We start from the raw sequence: 17,525 nt of genomic DNA, 5'->3' as shown, positions 1-17,525 counted from the left end.
CAACAGGGGTGAACGGGGATCATGCATTCCTCACCGGTGGCGCTGGGTCTGCGCCTTCTTGCGACGGCTGCGGCGGCACTGGCGACAGCCGGATGGGCCGGCGGCGTGGCTTCGGCGGCGGGCGGCATGGCGACCGGCGGGCTGACCTCGCAGCCGATCGGCCACTATGAGTTCTGCAAGGCCAATCCCGGCGAGTGCTCGATCCGGCCCGGCGATCTCGGCCCGGCCAGGATGACGACCGCGCTGTGGCGCCAGCTCGGCAGCGTCAACGCCGCCGTCAACGCCGCCGTCAAGCCGATGAGCGATCTCGAGATCTACGGCAAGGACGAGGTCTGGGCCTATCCCGACAAGGGTGTCGGCGACTGCGAGGACTATGTGCTGGAAAAGCGCCGACGGCTGAACCGGCTCGGCATGTCGCTGGCCGATCTTCTGATCACCGTGGTGCGCAAGCCGGACGGCGAAGGCCATGCGGTGCTGACGGTGCGCACCGACAAGGGAGACTACATCCTCGACAACCTGACCGACAAGGTGCGGGCGTGGGACCAGACCGGCTACCGCTACCTCAAGCGGCAGGCGATCAACAACACCGGCCGCTGGGTCTCCATCCGTGACGGCCAGCAGGTGCTGGTCGGCTCGGTGCAGTAGCCGCGCATCGAAAAGCGACACAGCACACGTCCCGCTCGATCCTTCGCGGCGCTCTATCCATAGCTGGGCAATCGCATATGGAATATTCTTCCATTCCGGCCGGCGTTTATCCCCACCCCTAACCCCTCCCCGCAAGGAGGAGGGGGACTTTGTGGCGGGGCCACACCACAGACCGCGAACCCTGCCGAGTTCCGATGAAACAGGGTGTCGGCGTCCCCCTCCCCCTTGCGGGGAGGGGACAGGGGTGGGGGTACCGCGCCATATCCGATTGTCCTGCCATCCGTAGTGGCAGACGGCGGTGCCGTTTTTCGGATGGATTCCCTCCCCGATGAAGGAAAGCCCTGAGCGAAGGTAGAATCGGCGCGCCTTCTCGTTGGCCGCCGCCGTTCGGAGCCGGAAGCCGCCCGGCATCTCACGTTTCGCCCGATCCAGAAGCGCCGTGCCTATTCCCTGTCCCTGCGCGGACGGCAGGACGAACAGCTGATCCAGAATGCCAAACCTCGGTTTCAGCGCGAGGAATCCGACGACGCCGCCACTGCGGACAGCCACCGTCAGCACCCATCCCGAGGCCAGTTCCCCGTCGATCCGGGCTCGCAGCTCGTCGACGGAGGGAAGCTCCAGGGCCGGATCCAGTGCGGAACGGGCACCTTCGCGCCAGACATGCGCGATGGCGTCGAAGTCCTTCTCGACGGCTTGACGATATTCGACTGCTTCATGCGGATCACCGGACATGGCCGACTATGGACCGGCAGCGGAGAGCATTTCCAGCGAAAGCGTGAAACGGTTTCACACCCGGAAATGCGCCCGGATCAAAAGACAAAGCATTTTGCAGCCAGACGGAATGTCCGGCGTCGCACGAATGCAGCTAGACAGGGAACAGAGTGATTCCGACGATTCCGCTCAAACAGGAACCGCACTCTCTTGCCGCCTCGTCCCAACGGTCTCGCCGAGGCCGGACCATCCGTGCCGCAGAGACAGTGCGCCCTACGCCGCCTGCGCCAGCCTTTCGGACGCCATGCGGTAGGAGATCGCCTCGGCCAGATGGATGCGGCCGACGGTGTCGCTGCCGTCGAGGTCGGCCAGCGTGCGCGCCACCTTCAGCACCCGATGATAGGCGCGCGCCGAAAAGCCGAGCTTCTCGCTGGCGTCGCGCAACAGGGCCACGCCCGCCGCGTCGGGTGCGGCGAGCGTCTCGATCAGGCCGGCCGGACATTGCGCGTTGCAGGCCACCGCGCCGGCGCCGTTCCGCTCGAAGCGCTCGCGCTGGACGGCGCGCGCCCGCGCCACCCTGGCGGCCACAGCCGCACTTTCTTCCGCGCGCTCGGAGCGGATCAGGTCGCCGGCCGAGACCGCCGGCACCTCGACCCTGAGGTCGATGCGGTCGAGCAGCGGACCGGAAATGCGCGCCTGATAATCGCTGCGGCAGCGTTCGCCGCGCGCGCAGCGGTAGCCCGGCTCGCCAGCCATGCCGCAGCGGCACGGATTCATCGCCGCCACCAGCTGGATGCGGGCCGGATAGGTGATGCGGTGGTTGGCCCGCGCGATCATGCATTCGCCGGTTTCCAGCGGCTGGCGCAGCGCATCCAGCGTCTGCGGCGAAAACTCCGGCAGTTCGTCGAGGAACAGCACGCCGTGATGGGCGAGCGACACTTCGCCGGGCCGCGCGCGCAGGCCGCCGCCGACAAGCGCCGCCATCGAGGCCGAGTGGTGCGGCGCGCGGAACGGCCGCCGGTCGGTCAACCGGCCTTCCGCCAGCTCGCCGGCGACGGAAGCGATCATCGAGACTTCCAGCAATTCCTTCGGCGTCAGCGGCGGCAGGATCGACGGCAGGCGTTGCGCCAGCATCGACTTGCCGGAGCCGGGCGGGCCGACCATCAGGAGGGTATGCTACATTAATTAATCTACCAACACCGGATATTAATGCGGAGCGGATACCCGTCGAGATTATGCCTAAAGCCTACTCATACCTACGATTTTCAACGCCAGAACAGGCGGAAGGCGATTCCTATCGTCGCCAGATGGCCGCCGCGCTCGACTGGTGCAAGCGCAAGGGGGTCGAGCTTGACGACAAACTGCGTTTCCACGACCTCGGCAAGTCCGGTTACACGGGGGCCAATTTCACCGAGGGTGCGCTGGGCCGCTTCGTGGATGCCGTGCAGGCGGGGGAGATCGAGCGAGGTTCATATCTCCTGATTGAATCCTGGGACCGCTTCTCCCGACAGAACGCCATGACATCGACGGCGCGCCTATTCGACCTCGCTACGGCGGGCATAACCGTCGTGACCGTCGATGATGGGCAGGAATATTCACAAGAGCGCCTGACGGGGCCGGACGTGTCCCCGATGCTGCTTCTTGTCGTCAAGCTGTCTCAGGCTCACCTTGAGTCCGCCCGGAAGTCGAACAATGTGGGGAAAGCATGGGCCGACAAACGGGAACGCGCCCGCGCCGGCGAACATAAGCTGACGAAGCGGGCACCCGAATGGCTGTCTCTTGAAGATGGCCGATTCATCGAGCGGGCCGACCGGGTTGAAATCGTCCGACGCGTTTTTCGCGAGACTATCGACGGGTACGGGCGTCGCACGATCGTCCACCGCTTGAATGAAGAAGGCATCCCGAACTTCCGCGCTGGCGAAAACCGCAAGAGGAAGCCGACAGGTTGGCATGCCTCCTCTGTCGCCAAGATCCTGACCAACCGGGCTGTCATTGGCGACTTTTTCCCCGGCACCGGAAGCACCCGCTTCCGGACGTACCAGAAGGAGGCCGAGCCGATTAGAGGCTACTACCCTGCGATTCTGGACGAAGATACGTATTGGCGGGCGCAAGCGGTGATCGCCTCGCGTCGTCGCGTGACCGACGACGACGGGCGGGTTGTCCAGCGCGGAGCCGCTGGCCGACGTGGAAGCGGTGTCTCCCATCTACTCACTGGGCTCGGCCGTTGCAGCATTTGCCACGGCCCCATGCACATCATTAACAAAGGCCCCCTGCCGAGAGGGGGACTTTATTTCGAGTGCGACACGGCTCGCCGGAGGGCGGGTTGCGACAACATGAATCGTTGGCGCGTCGATGAGATCGAGCGGCGGCTTTTGAAACATCTGACATATATCGACGCGGATGCGATCTTGCGCGGCGAGGCATCGCACGGCGAGTTTGAAAAGGTCGAGAGCGTGAAGGCTAGGCTCGCCGATGCTGAGAAACGCAGAAAGAACCGGGCCGCGATGCTGGAAGCAGTCGAAGACATGGACCCGGATTCGCTGGCGCGATACCGGGAACTTGTTGCCGACGTGACGGCGCTTAAGGCTGAACTCGCAGGAGCGGAAAAGGCCCTAGCCCAGACCGCGGCCGACCCCGGATTGAAAGCCCGGTTGGCCGAGGCCGTGGACCTCAACCGCGCCATGGGCGAGGCCGAGGGCGAGGAGCGCACGGCCATCCGCGTCCGCCTCGCTGAGCAGCTTCGGCAACTGGTCGAGATGGTCGATTTTCATCCCGAGCTTAGCATCATCGCGCACCTGAAACCGCGCGCTGATGTCCCGGCGGATCAGGTCCCTTTCACCTACGACAGCGGAAACTGGCGGCTCGAACTGAGCTCCGATTCGGAGCCTCATGGAATCGACCCCGATATCTTCCCAGAGGAAGACCCCGATGCTGTCCGGGCGGCCAATGCCTTCTTTCTCAAACGTCGCCTCGCCAAAGCTGGAGGCGCTTCGTAGGCGCTCCCTTCCTTCCCTGCCATCGCTCTCCTGATTCCAATCGCTCCCGCGTCGTTCCTGGGATTTCCTCTACAGCGGTCGGACTGGCGGCCAATGGGCAAGCGCGAGCGTTCCCTCCGGTCACCCTGCCAGCCAATCCTGACTCCGCTGTTTCCCATCTCCAGAACGGTCGCAAGAGGCGGCCGGCATGGAGGCCAAAATGGCAAAGAAAGAATCCACAGCCACGAACCACAGCCCCAGCCACGGCGTCTTCGTGGTGGAAAGCGACGGTCCCACCGCCCACTGGACGCGCATCGGCTGCGCTTGGCCTCACGCCGACGGACAAGGCTTCAATGTCGCCCTTACCGCCATCCCGGTATCTGGACGGCTCGTCATCCGCGCCCGCGCTGACAGGGAGGTGGGGCAATGATCCCGCCCGTTCTACTCTCGGAACTCCTGGCCAACGGTTGCATGACCGCCCGAGGTCGGGAACTCGACCACAGGCCGGCCGTCAAAATCTTCGATCCTTCCGGCTCGGCCACCTGGTTGCTGACCGAAGTCAGCCCCGCCAACCTCAAGATCGCATTCGGCTTGTGCGACCTCGGCCAAGGCTGCCCCGAACTCGGCTACGTCGACATCTCGGAGCTTGCGGCCACCCGAACCCGGTTCGGCCTTCTGCTGGAAATCGATCGGCATTTTCGCCCGACGAAGACGTTGTCAGAGTACGCATCCGAAGCCCGGCGAAAAGGCCGGATCATCGCGTGATCCTGGCCACGGCGTCCGGGATTTTTTCCGGACGCCAACCACGCGATCGAACGGCCGAGTGAGGCATGACGTTTCGACTATCGAAGCATCGAAAAACTCCGAATTTCGAAGGAACGCGGGGTCGTCGGATGATCCTGGCTATGGAGCCGGGATGGTTCCTGCCGGACGCCCACCAAGTGATCGAACGGCAGAGCGCATGATGTTTTGACTGTCGAAGCGTCGAAAACTTCGAATTTCGAAACGATCCGGTCGTTCGAAATTCGAAGGAACGCCGGATTTTTTCCGTGACCTGGAACCCATGGCGAGGTGAGAATCGCGCTGTATGGCCAAATAACCGGGAGAACAAATTCCTATTTTCGGCAAAATGGCCCTGTTTTGACGAAACTGCCGTTTCGGCTGTTGTCCCCTCGTCGGAGGCGGACAGTCCCGGTTCCGCTGTTAGCGCCGCTATGCTGACCCTCCTTAGACCGCCTTGTTGAACCGATCGAGGCGCCGCGAATTTGCTTCGCCTCCCGCCCGGCAATGGATGCGGTTCCGGTCGTTCTGGAGGCTACGCCTTATACGCTGCATTCTCTTTCGCGCCGGCCGTTGGCCGGGGCTGGACGCCCGCTTCAAAGCGGCGTCCAATGGAAACGCCACCCTTCAACGGGAATGGGGTTCCCTCCGGGTGGCGTGTTGGTAAGGGTTCCATGATGATGGTCGGCACAGCACAGGTCAATCGTCCCCGTCACATCGACGGGTGAGCGCCCGGCCGGGTTTCCTCCTGGCTGACCGACGCCCCCTTCCGACCGAAGAATGTCAACAATTAGATATATCAACCGCACCGGAAGGCTATGCACCCGGCCATCGTGACCGCCCGCTCAGCTTCCGATGGAAAGCCGACTACGAAACCCTGTCGCGTAGCCTGGACCTCCCGGCTTGCAGGTCGAGGCGGGGCGAGCGGGCCATGGCATCGATCGTCTACGACGCGGCCCTGTCCGCGCGCGAAAACCCCGTCAGGCGGATTTCCTATAGTCGTCGGAAGGCATTCTACGCGGTGGCCGGCCGTTATGAGGGGACCGACTACGGCTACGACACCGTAGTGCCGGCTATCGACGCGCTTGTCGAGGTCGGGCTGCTGGTTGACCATGACAAGGTGACAGGGCGTCCCGGCGGAACGGGCGTCCAGTCATCCTTCCGCCCTACGCCCGGCCTGGCTGATATCGTGTTGCCGAGGCCTGACTATCGCGTTGGAGAAATCATCCGGTTGAAGGGTGCCGATGGCCACCTGATCGGCTACCGGGACACCGAGCGCACCATGCGCGATCGCCGTTTCCTGGAAGCCGTCAACGGGCACATCGCCAGCGCCGATATCCGGCTCGGCCATATCAACGGCGTCGTTCACGACGAGGAGGCCGGCACCATCTACTTTCCCGGTTTCCTGCAATGGCTCGACGAGGGCCTTGGCGATCATACCGTCTACACCCGGATGAACGCCCTATACCGCGCTATAACGGCGCCTGGACGCTGGGCGGGCGCTACTACGGAGGATGGTGGCAACAAGTGCGTGGCATCGACCGCGAACACCTGCTCATCGAAGGCGGCGCGACCGTGGAGCTGGATTACCAAATGCTCCACCCCCGCCTGCTCTATGCCGTTGCCGGACAGAAACCGAGCGGCGACGCCTACACGATGGCCGGCTGGAACCGGAAGGTTTGCAAACGTGTCTTCAACATCCTGCTGAATACAGGCAGCTACCCCGAGGCACTGGGTGCGATCCAGCCTTATGTCGGCAACAATCGGAAGACGGCGGCCGCGCTGATCGCCGCCATGAAGAAACGCCACGCGGCTGTGGCCGATGCTTTTCATTCCGGTATCGGCCTTCGGCTTCAGAATCTGGACGCGGAGATGGCGAAGTCGGTGTTGCGCGACCTGACGGTGTGCGCGGGTATCACCGTGCTTCCGGTGCACGACAGTTTCGTCGTCCGCAAGGAACAAAAATATGCCGCTTGATATGTTCCCTAAAGACGCGAACTTCAAACACTCACATCTTTCTTATTTTGTGCAAATGGCGGACTTCATAGCATATGCAGCAAGGCTGAAACTTGAACATCAGCGCGGCACGCTTCCGGCTAAACGCGTGGGGCGCAATCATCATACGCTCTACGATTTTATCGCTCCGGGCGTAGTTAACCTAAGGGCTACAAAATACAGAAATGATGGCATTGCCACCGTATAAAAAGCCGCCCTTAGAATCCTCCGAGGGCGGCTCATTATAGTCCCACGCACTTCGGTTCACACGAAGTTCCCCGACGCTGCGGGCATTGAAAAGATAGCAAGCCTCGAATCAATTGTGAATCCCTGTGCAAAAATAAACGTGCGTCTCAAGGCTTGTTCCGCTTCCGAAATGGTCCAGCCCTCCACAGGGGCAGCTTCAACTGGATCGGCTTTCGGTAGTGATCCTTCTTGGCGTCACACAGGTTGCCGGTACGTGAGGCGCTTGCCCTTGGCGCCCTTCAACGCGACCAGCGACCGCACTGCGTCGTCAATACCCATCGCCGAACGATGCGAATAGCGGAAATCGAACTCCGCCAGATAGCGGTGCAGGTGATGTTCGGCGCAGTGCTGGTACACGCCCTTCATGCCGCGCTTGAAGATCGAATAGAAGCCCTCGACCGTGTTGGTGTTGATCTTCACGCTGCCCTCGGTGCGACCGTACTCATTCGCGGAATGCTCGACACGACCATGTGAGGCAAACTCGCCACCAACGCGGACGTAGTGGCGGGCTTCGTCAGTCATCAGCGCGCTTTCCTTGGCGATGTTAGCGCGGACAATCGGGACGATGCGGGCAACGGTGGTGCCGTCGATATGGAAGGAGCGGGCAATGCCGCCGCGCTCGACAAGGGTAAGCACCGTGTTCTTGTGGGCGCGGCTGTCGCGAAGCTTCGGCATACCGGACAGGCGGCCGATGAACGTCTCATCCACTTCCACGGTCTTGCCGTTGCCTCCCATGGGCGTGAAGTCGTCCGAACGCATGGCTTCGCGGATGCGGTGCGCAAGGAACCAAGCGGTCTTGTAGGTGCATTCCAGAACGCGGTGAAGCTGATGGGCTGAAATGCCCTTCTTTGACGAACACATGAGGTGGATCGCCTGCAACCACTTGTGCAGCGGCAGGTGGGTTTCTTCGAAGATCGTGCCCATGCGGACGGTGAACTGCTTGCGGCAGGCGGCGCACTTGTAGAGGCCGTGACGCTCGACACCATGCGGGTTCTTCTTGGACGGCTTTGTGCGGACGCCCTTCAATGCGTAGTGCTTGTCCATAGAACCGCAATGGAAGCAAACCGGACCCTGCGGCCACATCATCGCCTCGACATGCTCGAAGGCGGCGGCTTCGTCGTGGAAGTATGGGCGGGACAGGACGGACATGACGATAACTCCTTGAAACGGTTATCGCCCAATCCGTTGGGTTTGTCAAATATATAATCGCCCGATCAGATCAAGAACATTTCAAGAACAATTTCGCGCCGAAGCTGTAGCGCGGTTGCATCCGGTTGCGCCGGTGGAACAAATCCGGCGCACCAGGCGCAGCTTCTGTTTCCGCATCGCTTTTGCCGAAAACCGGCATCCACTTTTCGACACGATGCCTTACGTGCGCTTGGCTTCCACCGCATCCCAGAACAGGGCCGCGACGTCGGCGCCGCCGAAACGCTTGATCTCGCGGATGCCGGTCGGCGAGGTGACGTTGATCTCGGTCATGTAGTCGCCGATCACGTCGATGCCGACCAGGATGAAGCCGCGGCGCCTCAGTTCCGGGCCGATGGCCGCGCAGATGTCGCGCTCGCGCGGCGTCAGCTCGGTCTTCTCGGCGCGGCCACCGATATGCATGTTGGAGCGCGATTCGGTCTCGGCCGGCACACGGTTGACGGCGCCGACCGGCTCGCCGTCGATGAGGATGATGCGCTTGTCGCCCTTGCGCACGTCCTTCAGGTAGCGCTGGACGATGAACGGCTCACGGAAAAGCTGGGCGAACATCTCCAAGAGCGAGGCGAGGTTGCGGTCGGCCTCGGGAAGGTGGAAGACGCCGGCGCCGCCGTTGCCGTAGAGCGGCTTGACGATGATGTCGCCATGTTGCCTGCGGAAGGCGGCGACTTCGGCCGGGTCCTTGGTGATCAGCGTTTCCGGCATCAGGTCGGGAAACTCGGTGACGAAGATCTTTTCCGGGCTGTTGCGCACCCAGGCCGGGTCGTTGACCACCAGCGTCTTCGGATGGATGCGATCCAGCATGTGCGTGGTGGTGATGTAGTTCATGTCGAAGGGCGGGTCCTGGCGCAGCAGCACCACGTCCATCTCGGACAAATCGGTGCGCACCGGCTCGCCGAGCGAGAAGTGGTCGCCCTTCTCGTCGCGCACGGTCATCGGCTCGAGACGGGCGAAGACCTTGCCGCCGACCATGGCCAGCCGGTCGGGCGTGTAATGATAAAGCCTGTGGCCGCGCCTTTGCGCCTCCAGCGACAGCGCGAACGTCGTGTCGCCGACGATGTTGACGGTTCTGACATGGTCCATCTGGACGGCGATATCGAGCGGCATGGCGGTCTCAGTCTCCGGCTTGCGGTGCGCCCTGCTCTACAGGCTTGGCGGGGCGCTGCCAATCGTTCCGTTTTGAACGTTGCCGTCAGCAGCGTGAAACGAGGAACCAGACACATCTGTCCACAATCCGGCGTATTTCGTCATAGAAATGCGCCGGAGATACTTTTCCTAAACGGTTTTCTGCCATGGTCGCCGCAATTTCCGGCATCAGAACAGGAAAACCGATGCAAACTTCGTTTGGCACCGGGCAGGCATACAGGGATGGAACGGATCTGGCCTTCACCGATCCGCTGACGGGACTGGGCAATCACCGCCGCTTCTTCGACAAGGTGGAGCGGCTGATCGCCGACCGTGCCGATGACCCCGCACCCTTTGCCGTCGGCATCGTCGACCTCGACGGCTTCAAGCCCATCAACGACCTGTTCGGCCACAAGGCGGGCGACGACATCCTCATCCAGGTGGCGATGCGCCTGCGCGCCTCGATGGATTCGCATTCCAGCGTCTGCCGCATCGGCGCCGACGAGTTCGCCTTCCTCTACCCGATGGTGTTTTCCGAGGAAGCGGCCGCCGAGAGGGCGCGCATGCTGATCGAGATCCTGTCGGCGCCCTACGACGTCGGCGAGCGCACCGCCCGCCTTTCGGCCTCCGTCGGCTGCTCGCTGTTCTATTCCGGCGACGAAACGACCGAGATCCTGGTCAACAAGGCCGAGACCGCGCTCTACCACGCCAAGCGCTCGGGGCGCGGCAAGGTGATGGTCTATACGCGCGAGATGGAGGAGGCGGCCAAGCACGTCACCCGCATCGAGCAGGCGCTGCGCCGCGCCGTCTCGGCGGGCGAGGTGGAGCCGCACTTCCAGCCCATCGTCGACCTCGCCACGCGCCGCGTCATCGGCTTCGAGACGCTGGCGCGCTGGACCGACCGCGACCTCGGCTCCATCTCGCCGGCCGTCTTCATCCCGATCGCCGAGGAACGCGGCATCATCGGGCCGCTGTCGCAGCTGATCCTGCGCAAGGCGACGGAAGCCGCGCGCGCCTGGCCGAAGGACCTTTTCCTGTCGTTCAACCTGTCGCCTTCGCAGCTCGTCGACCAGAACACCGGCCTGCACATCCTGTCGATCCTCGACCGCAACGGCTTCGATCCGCGCCGGCTGGAGGTCGAGATCACCGAAACCGGCCTGATGAACGACCCGGCCTCGGCCGAGAAGATCGTCGAGGACCTGAAGCGGGTGGGCATCCGCGTCTCGCTGGACGATTTCGGCACCGGCCAGTCGTCGCTCGGCCGCCTGCGCGAATTCCATTTCGACAAGCTCAAGATCGACCGCGCCTTCGTCTCTTCCATCCTGGAGGACAAACCGTCGGAGCACATCATCCGCGCCATCCTGGCGATGTGCGAGGGGCTGGGCATGGACGTGGTCGCCGAGGGCATCGAGGAGGAGGCGCAGGCCGACAGGCTCATCCAGTTCGGCTGCGGCGGCGGCCAGGGCTACCTGTTCGGCAAGCCGGCCGACGCCGAGGCCACGCTCGGCTACCTGCGCGATTCCTTCCGCGGCGCACAACGCATCAAGGCGGTGTGACGGCGGCCGGGAGGCGACCGAGCCGCCGTTGCGGCGATTTTGTCCGACAAAACAGGCCAGGCGCCGCTTTTCGCGCTTGCCCGCGCATCGCGGCCGGCTAGGATGCGCCCGCGCATCGCGGCCTGTCGCCGCCGGTGGAGGGAGAAGACCATGATGCCATCGGCGCGGTTCGCCGACCTTGAGGGCGCCTCGGTGCTGATCACCGGCGGCGGCTCCGGCATCGGCGCGGCGCTGACCGAAGGCTTCGCGCGGCAGGGCGCCAGGGTGGCCTTCATCGACATCGCCGAGGAACCCAGCCGGGCGCTGTGCGAGGCGCTCGCCGAAACCGGCAACCGCCCGCTCCACCTGAAGGCCGACCTCGCCGATGTCGGCGCGCTGCGCGCCGCCATCGCTGAGGCAGCCGCCCGACACGGGCCGGTGACGGTGCTGGTCAACAACGCCGCGCGCGACGATCGCCATGCCGCCGAAAACGTCACGCCGGAGGAATGGGACGCCAACCTCGCCGTCAACCTCAGGCCGCATTTCTTCACAGTGCAGGCGGTGGTGCCGGGCATGAAGGCTGTCGGCCACGGCGCCATCGTCAACTTCACCTCGACGTCCTTCATGCTCAACATGGGCGACATGCCGGCCTATACGACCGCCAAGGCGGGTATCGTCGGCCTGACCAAAGGCATGGCCGGGCGCTACGGCCGGCACGGTATCCGCGTCAACGCCATCGCGCCGGGCTGGGTCGTCACCGAACGGCAACGGAAGCTGTGGGTGAAGGGGGACAATCTCGACAGCCACATCGCGCGCCAGGCGATCCCGCGCATGATGGTGGCCGACGACATGGTGGGGCCCTGCCTGTTCCTCGCCTCCGACGCCTCCGCCATGCTGACGGCGCAGACGCTGATCGTCGACGGAGGGGTGCTGTGAGCGCCGCACCGGCCATCGCGGCAGTCGACTGGGGCACGACTCGGCTGAGGCTCTGGCTGCTCGACGGTTCTGGCGCGGTGCTGGCCGAGCAGCGCGGCGACGACGGCCTGATCAGCGCCCGCGACAAAGGCTTTGCCGCCGTTCTGGAGGGGCATCTGGCGGCGGCCGGCGCGCCAGCCGGTCTGCCGGTCATCATGTGCGGCATGGTGGGCGCCCGCCAGGGCTGGCTGGAAGCCCCTTATGTCGACGTGCCGTCGCCGCTTTCAGCCGTGCTGCGCGGTGCCCTCGAGGTGCCGGACGCCGGCCGCGACATCCGCATCGTGCCCGGCATGGCGCAGCGGCTGGCCGATGCGCCCGATGTCATGCGCGGCGAGGAGACGCAACTTGCCGGCGCCGGCCTCGGAGGCAAGGGCCGGCACATCGTGTGCATGCCCGGCACGCATTCCAAATGGGTCGCGGTCGATGACGGGGCGGTGACCGGCTTCGGCACATGGCCGACGGGCGAACTGTTTTCCGTTCTGGCGGCGCACTCCATCCTGCGCCATTCGCTGGGCGAGCATCCCGCCGCCGTGACCGCCGACAGCCCGGCGTTCCGGCGCTGGTGCGAGGCGGCACTTGCCGAAGGCGGCGATATCACGGGCCGGCTGTTTTCCATCCGCGCCGCCGGCCTGCTGCACGGGCTCGGCCCGGTCGATGCCGCAGCCTGTCTCTCCGGCCTTCTGATCGGCGCCGAGATCGCCTCGGCGGCTCGCCGATACCCAGCTGGCAAGCAGCCGGTCGCGCTCGTCGCTTCCGGCGCTCTGGGCGTGCTCTATGGCGCAGCCCTCGGCCTGGCCGGGCACGCCATCCGGCCGGTCGACGCCGACGAGGCGGTGCGCGCCGGCCTTTTCGCCGCCGCACGCGAGAACGGCATGATCGCTTCGACGCAGGAGCCCGCATGATACAAACGGCCCCCTTTCCGAAACTCGCGCGCGGGCTGGTCGCCATCCTGCGCGGACTGAAGCCGGACGAGGCACTCGCCATCGGCGAAGCGATTTTCGCCGCCGGCATCGAGGCGATCGAAGTGCCGCTCAATTCGCCCGATCCGTTCACATCGATCGAGCGCCTGGCCGCGGCACTGCCGGCGACGGCGCTGGTCGGCGCCGGCACGGTGCTGACGGAAGCCGACGTGGACCGCCTGCACGGTGCCGGCGGCCGCCTGCTGGTCAGCCCCAACATCGACGCCGACGTGATGAAGCGCGCCGCGCATCATGGCATGGTGACGATGCCCGGCGTGTTCAGCCCGAGCGAAGCCTTCCAGGCGATCCGCCTCGGCGCCTCGGCGCTGAAATTCTTCCCGGCCAGCGTGCTCGGCCCGGGCGGCATCGCGGCGATGCGCGCCGTGCTGCCGGCCGAGACGCTGGTCGGCGCCGTCGGCGGCGTCTCCGACAAGGATTTCGCCGGTTACAAGGCGGCGGGCGTCAGCGTGTTCGGATTGGGCTCCAGCCTGTTCAAGCCGGGCATGACGGTGGCCGAAGTGGCGGCGAAGGCGCGCGCCGCCGTTGCCGCCTGGGATTCCGTCTTCGGGAGAAGCACATGAGCGAACCTGCCGTCACGGCCCTGTCGGACACCGTCTGCGAACTCGGCGAGGGGCCGAGCTACGATCCGACGAGCGGCTCGCTCTACTGGTTCGATATCGTCAACGGCTTGCTGGTCGAGCATCGTTACGACGGCGAAACGAAAACCCATCCGCTCGGCCGCATGGCCAGCGCCATCGCCATTGTCGATGGCGGCCGGCAACTCATTTCGGCCGAGGACGGGCTTTACCTGCGCGACGTCGCCACCGGCAAACTCACGCTGCACACGCCGGTCGAGGTCGACAATCACGTGACGCGCTCCAACGACGCCCGCGTCCATCCCTGCGGCGCCTTCTGGATCAGCACCATGGGCAAGAAAGCCGAGACCGGCGCCGGCTCGATCTACTGGTTGTTCAAGGGCGAGTTGCGGCGGCTGTTCGCCGACATCTCCATCCCCAATTCCATCGCCTTCACCGCCGACGGCACGGTCGCCTACTACACCGATTCCAAGTCAGGCCTGATCATGCGCACCGCCTGCGACCCGGCCACCGGCCTGCCAATCGGCGAGGCGAAGGTGTTCGCCGACCGTGGCGGCGGCAGCGGCGACCATGACGGCTCGGTGGTCGACCTCGACGGGACGCTGTGGAACGCCCGCTGGGGCGAGGCGTGCGTCAACGCCTATTCTCCCGAGGGCAAGCTGACGCGCTCGGTCCGCATGCCGACAAGGCAGCCCTCCTGCCCTGCCTTCTACGGACCGGATGCGGACCGGCTCGCCGTCACCTCGGCCTGGGCGGACATGGATGCCGACCAGCGCGCCGCCGACCCGCAAGCCGGCAAGACCTTCCTGATCGACCTGCCGGTGCGCGGCCGCTTCGAGCCGCGCGTGCTGATCTGAGCATGTCGCGCCGCTGGTGATCCCGCGTCGGTTTTATCGGATGCCGAGCCCTGCGCGAATGCGAGACTGACCGGATCATCGGACCCCCAAGAAGCATGCCCAGCCCGGAACTCGTTCTGATCCATGAGCCCGAACGGGCCTGCCTCGACCGGCTGGCTGCCGAGGGCTTCGAACCGCAGCGCGCGGCCGAGATCGCCTCCTACCTCGCCCAGTCGACCGACCTGGCGGCCGAATTCGACGCCATCGCCGCCGCCTGCGCGGCGCGTGGCCTGCGCTTCTCACCGGCGGAACTGGACGATGCGGCGGCGGCCCTTGCCCAGCGCGATCCGGCATCGACGCTCGTGTGGACGCTGACAGACGGCATCGCCTATTTCCGTGGCGGCGCGGCGCCGGCGCTGGCGCGGCTCAGCGGCTTCCGGACCATCGGCGCCGACGATTCGGTGTTCGCGCTGTGCCAGGACAAGTTCCGCGCCGGCGCCGTGCTTTCAGCTCTCGGCCTGCCGGTTCCGCCCGCCGGCCTGGCGCGCGACGGCGAATGGCTGGCGCCGCCGCCCGCCTCCGCGCAGGGCTGGTTCGTCAAGCCGAACCGGCTCGGTGCCAAGATCGGCATCTGGCCGGATTCCCGCTGCTTCGAGTTGGATCACGCGCTTGAACTTAGCCGGCGCATCTTCGCTCACTATCATGACGACGCGATCGTCCAGCCCTATGTCGCCGGCCGCAACGCGCGGGCCTCCTTCCTCGCCGTCGAACCTGCCGCCGGCACGGAGGCGCTGGGCATCTCCTTCGTCGATTCCGGCGCCGACTTCCAGACCATGGAAGACAGCCTCGCCCTCTACGGCGACACCGGCGCGGCCGCCAAAGCCGAAGGCCGCTACACTGAGCCGGTGCTGGAGCCGGTGGCGCGCAGCCAGCCCGGCGCCGACGCCCGCATCCGCGCGCTCGCCGACAGGCTGATGCGCGGCCTCGGCCTGCGCGACGTCTTTTCGCTCGACCTGCGCGTCGAGGCCGACGACACGCTCCACCTCATCGAATTCGAGGTCTGTCCCGGCCTGCCCTGCTTCGACTTCCGTGCCTATTGCCGCGAATGCTGGGCGATGAGCCTGTCCGAGGCGATGGCGGCGACCGCCGCCAACCGGCTCACGGGCCGGCTGTGATGACCGTCAAAAGCGCTGTTGCTGGCGACGAAACCGCCCGCTATGGTTCGGCCCATCGTTCGATCCGGCCTGAACGCACCCTGATCGAACCCTCTAACAAAACAAAGGGAACACTCCGATGATGATGGAAAAGATCGCCCTGCGCTCCCGCATGTGGCTGGCAGGCGCCGCCCTGTCCGCTTTCGTGGCGGCATCGCCCGCCTTCGCCGTGACGCCGGCCGACACGCTGGTCGAGGGCTTCGCCATCGACGACATCATCAGCGTCGACCCGGCCGAGGCGTTCGAACTGTCGACGGCGGAAGTGACGGGCAACACCTACGACCTTCTGATCCGCATCGACCTCAACGACACCTCCAAGGTCAAGGGCGACCTCGCCGAGAGCTGGACGATCTCGGACGACGGCCTCGTCTACACCTTCAAGCTCAAGCCCGGCCTGAAGTTCGCCTCCGGCAACCCGATCACCGCCGCCGACGTCGCCTACTCCTTCGAGCGCGTCGTCAAGCTCGACCTGAGCCCGGCCTTCATCATCAACCAGTTCGGCATCACCGGCGACAACGTCGCCGAAAAGGCCAAGGCGGTGGACGACACCACCTTCCAGTTCACCGTCGACAAGTCCTATGCGCCGAGCTTCGTGCTGAACTGCCTGTCCTCCACGGTAGGCTCCGTGGTCGATTCCAAGCTGGTCAAGGAACACGCCGTGGCGGTGACGCCAGACGCCGACCATAAGTGGGACAACGACTTCGGCAACGGCTGGATGAAGACCGGCTATGCCGGCTCCGGCCCCTTCAAGCTGCGCGAATGGAAGGCCAACGAGGCCGTCGTCATGGAGCGCAACGACAATTACTGGGGCGAGAAGCCCAAGCTCGCCCGCGTCATCTATCGCCACATGAAGGAAAGCTCGGCGCAGCGCCTGGCCCTGCAGGCCGGCGACATCGACGTCGCCCGCAACCTCGAGCCGAACGACCTCAACGCCATCGCCGACAACAAGGACCTCGCCACGGTGAGCGCGCCCAAGGGTACGGTCTGGTACATCAGCCTGAACCAGAAGAACGAGAAGCTGGCCAAGCCGGAAGTGCGCCAGGCGTTCAAGTACCTCGTCGACTACGACGCGCTGGGCTCGACCATCCTCAAGGGCATCGGCGAAATCCACCAGACCTTCCTGCCCAAGGGCGACCTCGGCGAACTGGACGAGAACCCCTTCAAGCTCGATGTCGCCAAGGCCAAGGAGCTGCTGGAGAAGGCCGGGCTGAAGGACGGCTTCAGCGTCACTATGGACGTGCGCAACGGCCAGCCGACGACGGCCATGGCGGAATCGATCCAGCAGACGGCGGCGCAGGCCGGCGTCAAGATCGAGATCATCCCCGGCGACGGCAAGCAGACCCTGACCAAGTACCGCGCCCGCAACCACGACATCTATATCGGCCAGTGGGGGCAGGACTATTTCGATCCGAACTCGAACGCGCAGACCTTCGTCTCCAATCCCGACAATTCCGACGACGGCAAGACCAAGACGCTGGCCTGGCGCAACGCCTGGGACATCCCGGAACTGACCAAGCAGACGGAAGCCGCGCTTCTGGAGAAGGACACGGCCAAGCGCGCGGCGATGTACCAGGAGCTGCAGAAGAAGGCGCTGGAGGAAAGCCCCTTCGTCATCATCCACCAGCAGCTCGAAGTCGCCGGCCTGCGCGCCAACCTGAAGGACTTCAAGCTCGGCCCGAGCTTCGACACCAACTTCGTCAGTCAGGTTTCCAAGGAATAGCCGGAAGGCC

16 protein-coding genes and 1 pseudogene are annotated in these 17,525 nt (G+C 64.9%); 13 read left to right on the top strand and 4 right to left on the bottom strand.

The window, feature by feature from the left end; genetic code table 11:
* The first annotated feature begins 21 nt into the window (after nucleotides 1-21).
* Nucleotides 22-645, top strand: coding sequence for a transglutaminase-like cysteine peptidase (locus FGU64_RS16365; protein ID WP_139954146.1), 624 nt, complete (start codon nucleotides 22-24; stop codon nucleotides 643-645).
* Nucleotides 646-1,629: 984 nt separating this feature from the next.
* On the opposite strand, the pseudogene FGU64_RS16355 reads toward FGU64_RS16365, so the two are convergent.
* A pseudogene (locus tag FGU64_RS16355) lies at nucleotides 1,630-2,526 on the bottom strand (ATP-binding protein); the annotation flags it as partial.
* 65 nt (nucleotides 2,527-2,591) lie between these two features.
* Between FGU64_RS16355 and FGU64_RS16350 the strand changes: the two are divergent.
* The 3 genes from FGU64_RS16350 (at nucleotide 2,592) to FGU64_RS16340 (ending at nucleotide 5,096) form a co-directional block, all read left to right on the top strand.
* Nucleotides 2,592-4,352, top strand: a complete 1,761-nt coding sequence (locus FGU64_RS16350) for a recombinase family protein (RefSeq protein WP_139954144.1) — start codon at nucleotides 2,592-2,594, stop codon at nucleotides 4,350-4,352.
* Between the two features lie 199 nt (nucleotides 4,353-4,551).
* Nucleotides 4,552-4,761 carry a hypothetical protein gene (locus tag FGU64_RS16345; RefSeq protein WP_139954143.1) on the top strand — a complete coding sequence of 70 codons (210 nt, stop codon included), beginning with the start codon at nucleotides 4,552-4,554 and terminating at the stop codon, nucleotides 4,759-4,761.
* Nucleotides 4,758-5,096: a DUF2958 domain-containing protein gene (locus FGU64_RS16340; protein WP_139954142.1), complete on the top strand. Its 339-nt coding sequence runs from the start codon at nucleotides 4,758-4,760 to the stop codon at nucleotides 5,094-5,096. Before FGU64_RS16345 ends, FGU64_RS16340 begins: the two co-directional genes overlap by 4 nt.
* A gap of 1,168 nt (nucleotides 5,097-6,264) precedes the next feature.
* On the opposite strand, the gene FGU64_RS16335 is transcribed toward FGU64_RS16340, so the two are convergent.
* Complete coding sequence (locus tag FGU64_RS16335; RefSeq protein WP_139954141.1) at nucleotides 6,265-6,549, bottom strand: hypothetical protein; 285 nt, start codon at nucleotides 6,547-6,549, stop codon at nucleotides 6,265-6,267.
* An 89-nt stretch (nucleotides 6,550-6,638) separates the two neighbouring features.
* On the opposite strand from FGU64_RS16335, the gene FGU64_RS16330 reads away from it, so the two are divergent.
* Entirely contained in the window at nucleotides 6,639-7,088 is a 450-nt protein-coding gene (locus tag FGU64_RS16330) for a hypothetical protein (RefSeq protein ID WP_139954140.1), read from the top strand.
* Nucleotides 7,078-7,314, top strand: coding sequence for a DUF3800 domain-containing protein (locus tag FGU64_RS16325; RefSeq protein ID WP_139954139.1), 237 nt, complete (start codon nucleotides 7,078-7,080; stop codon nucleotides 7,312-7,314). The genes FGU64_RS16330 and FGU64_RS16325 overlap by 11 nt, the downstream gene beginning before the upstream one ends.
* A 233-nt stretch (nucleotides 7,315-7,547) precedes the next feature.
* Here FGU64_RS16325 and FGU64_RS16320 read toward each other — a convergent pair whose 3' ends face one another.
* The gene (locus FGU64_RS16320; protein ID WP_139954138.1) at nucleotides 7,548-8,501 is read right to left on the bottom strand and encodes an IS1595 family transposase; all 954 of its coding nucleotides are present in this window, start codon (nucleotides 8,499-8,501) and stop codon (nucleotides 7,548-7,550) included.
* Nucleotides 8,502-8,720: 219 nt separating this feature from the next.
* Nucleotides 8,721-9,662: a glutathione synthase gene (gene gshB, locus FGU64_RS16315; RefSeq protein ID WP_139954137.1), complete on the bottom strand. Its 942-nt coding sequence runs from the start codon at nucleotides 9,660-9,662 to the stop codon at nucleotides 8,721-8,723.
* Between the two features lie 224 nt (nucleotides 9,663-9,886).
* Between gshB and FGU64_RS16310 the strand changes: the two genes are divergently transcribed.
* The 7 genes from FGU64_RS16310 (at nucleotide 9,887) to FGU64_RS16280 (ending at nucleotide 17,515) form a co-directional block, all read left to right on the top strand.
* The gene (locus FGU64_RS16310; protein ID WP_139954136.1) at nucleotides 9,887-11,236 is read left to right on the top strand and encodes an EAL domain-containing protein; all 1,350 of its coding nucleotides are present in this window, start codon (nucleotides 9,887-9,889) and stop codon (nucleotides 11,234-11,236) included.
* A gap of 150 nt (nucleotides 11,237-11,386) precedes the next feature.
* Nucleotides 11,387-12,151: an SDR family oxidoreductase gene (locus tag FGU64_RS16305; RefSeq protein WP_139954135.1), complete on the top strand. Its 765-nt coding sequence runs from the start codon at nucleotides 11,387-11,389 to the stop codon at nucleotides 12,149-12,151.
* The gene (locus FGU64_RS16300) at nucleotides 12,148-13,092 is read left to right on the top strand and encodes a 2-dehydro-3-deoxygalactonokinase (protein ID WP_139954134.1); all 945 of its coding nucleotides are present in this window, start codon (nucleotides 12,148-12,150) and stop codon (nucleotides 13,090-13,092) included. Before FGU64_RS16305 ends, FGU64_RS16300 begins: the two co-directional genes overlap by 4 nt.
* Nucleotides 13,089-13,730, top strand: a complete 642-nt coding sequence (locus FGU64_RS16295) for a 2-dehydro-3-deoxy-6-phosphogalactonate aldolase (protein WP_139954133.1) — start codon at nucleotides 13,089-13,091, stop codon at nucleotides 13,728-13,730. Before FGU64_RS16300 ends, FGU64_RS16295 begins: the two co-directional genes overlap by 4 nt.
* Nucleotides 13,727-14,602, top strand: coding sequence for an SMP-30/gluconolactonase/LRE family protein (locus tag FGU64_RS16290; RefSeq protein ID WP_139954132.1), 876 nt, complete (start codon nucleotides 13,727-13,729; stop codon nucleotides 14,600-14,602). Before FGU64_RS16295 ends, FGU64_RS16290 begins: the two co-directional genes overlap by 4 nt.
* A 95-nt stretch (nucleotides 14,603-14,697) precedes the next feature.
* Nucleotides 14,698-15,756, top strand: coding sequence for a D-alanine:D-lactate ligase-like protein (locus FGU64_RS16285; protein WP_139954131.1), 1,059 nt, complete (start codon nucleotides 14,698-14,700; stop codon nucleotides 15,754-15,756).
* A 118-nt stretch (nucleotides 15,757-15,874) separates the two neighbouring features.
* On the top strand, nucleotides 15,875-17,515 hold the full coding sequence (locus FGU64_RS16280; protein WP_136354309.1) for an ABC transporter substrate-binding protein: 1,641 nt from the start codon (nucleotides 15,875-15,877) through the stop codon (nucleotides 17,513-17,515).
* The last annotated feature ends 10 nt before the right edge of the window (nucleotides 17,516-17,525 follow it).

Origin of the sequence: Mesorhizobium sp. 8 (genome assembly GCF_006351905.1) — a bacterium.
In the GTDB taxonomy this organism is placed as follows: domain Bacteria; phylum Pseudomonadota; class Alphaproteobacteria; order Rhizobiales; family Rhizobiaceae; genus Mesorhizobium; species Mesorhizobium composti.
Note: the sequence above shows the minus strand (reverse complement) of the source record. Positions and strands in the feature narration are given on the sequence as shown.

Coding starts and splice junctions, on each gene's coding strand:
- FGU64_RS16365 (WP_139954146.1), top strand. CDS start 22: ATGCATTCCTCACCGGTGGCGCTGGGTCTGCGCCTTCTTGCGACGGCT.
- FGU64_RS16350 (WP_139954144.1), top strand. CDS start 2,592: ATGCCTAAAGCCTACTCATACCTACGATTTTCAACGCCAGAACAGGCG.
- FGU64_RS16345 (WP_139954143.1), top strand. CDS start 4,552: ATGGCAAAGAAAGAATCCACAGCCACGAACCACAGCCCCAGCCACGGC.
- FGU64_RS16340 (WP_139954142.1), top strand. CDS start 4,758: ATGATCCCGCCCGTTCTACTCTCGGAACTCCTGGCCAACGGTTGCATG.
- FGU64_RS16335 (WP_139954141.1), bottom strand. CDS start 6,549: ATGATCGCCAAGGCCCTCGTCGAGCCATTGCAGGAAACCGGGAAAGTA.
- FGU64_RS16325 (WP_139954139.1), top strand. CDS start 7,078: ATGCCGCTTGATATGTTCCCTAAAGACGCGAACTTCAAACACTCACAT.
- FGU64_RS16320 (WP_139954138.1), bottom strand. CDS start 8,501: ATGTCCGTCCTGTCCCGCCCATACTTCCACGACGAAGCCGCCGCCTTC.
- gshB (WP_139954137.1), bottom strand. CDS start 9,662: ATGCCGCTCGATATCGCCGTCCAGATGGACCATGTCAGAACCGTCAAC.
- FGU64_RS16310 (WP_139954136.1), top strand. CDS start 9,887: ATGCAAACTTCGTTTGGCACCGGGCAGGCATACAGGGATGGAACGGAT.
- FGU64_RS16305 (WP_139954135.1), top strand. CDS start 11,387: ATGATGCCATCGGCGCGGTTCGCCGACCTTGAGGGCGCCTCGGTGCTG.
- FGU64_RS16295 (WP_139954133.1), top strand. CDS start 13,089: ATGATACAAACGGCCCCCTTTCCGAAACTCGCGCGCGGGCTGGTCGCC.
- FGU64_RS16290 (WP_139954132.1), top strand. CDS start 13,727: ATGAGCGAACCTGCCGTCACGGCCCTGTCGGACACCGTCTGCGAACTC.
- FGU64_RS16285 (WP_139954131.1), top strand. CDS start 14,698: ATGCCCAGCCCGGAACTCGTTCTGATCCATGAGCCCGAACGGGCCTGC.
- FGU64_RS16280 (WP_136354309.1), top strand. CDS start 15,875: ATGATGATGGAAAAGATCGCCCTGCGCTCCCGCATGTGGCTGGCAGGC.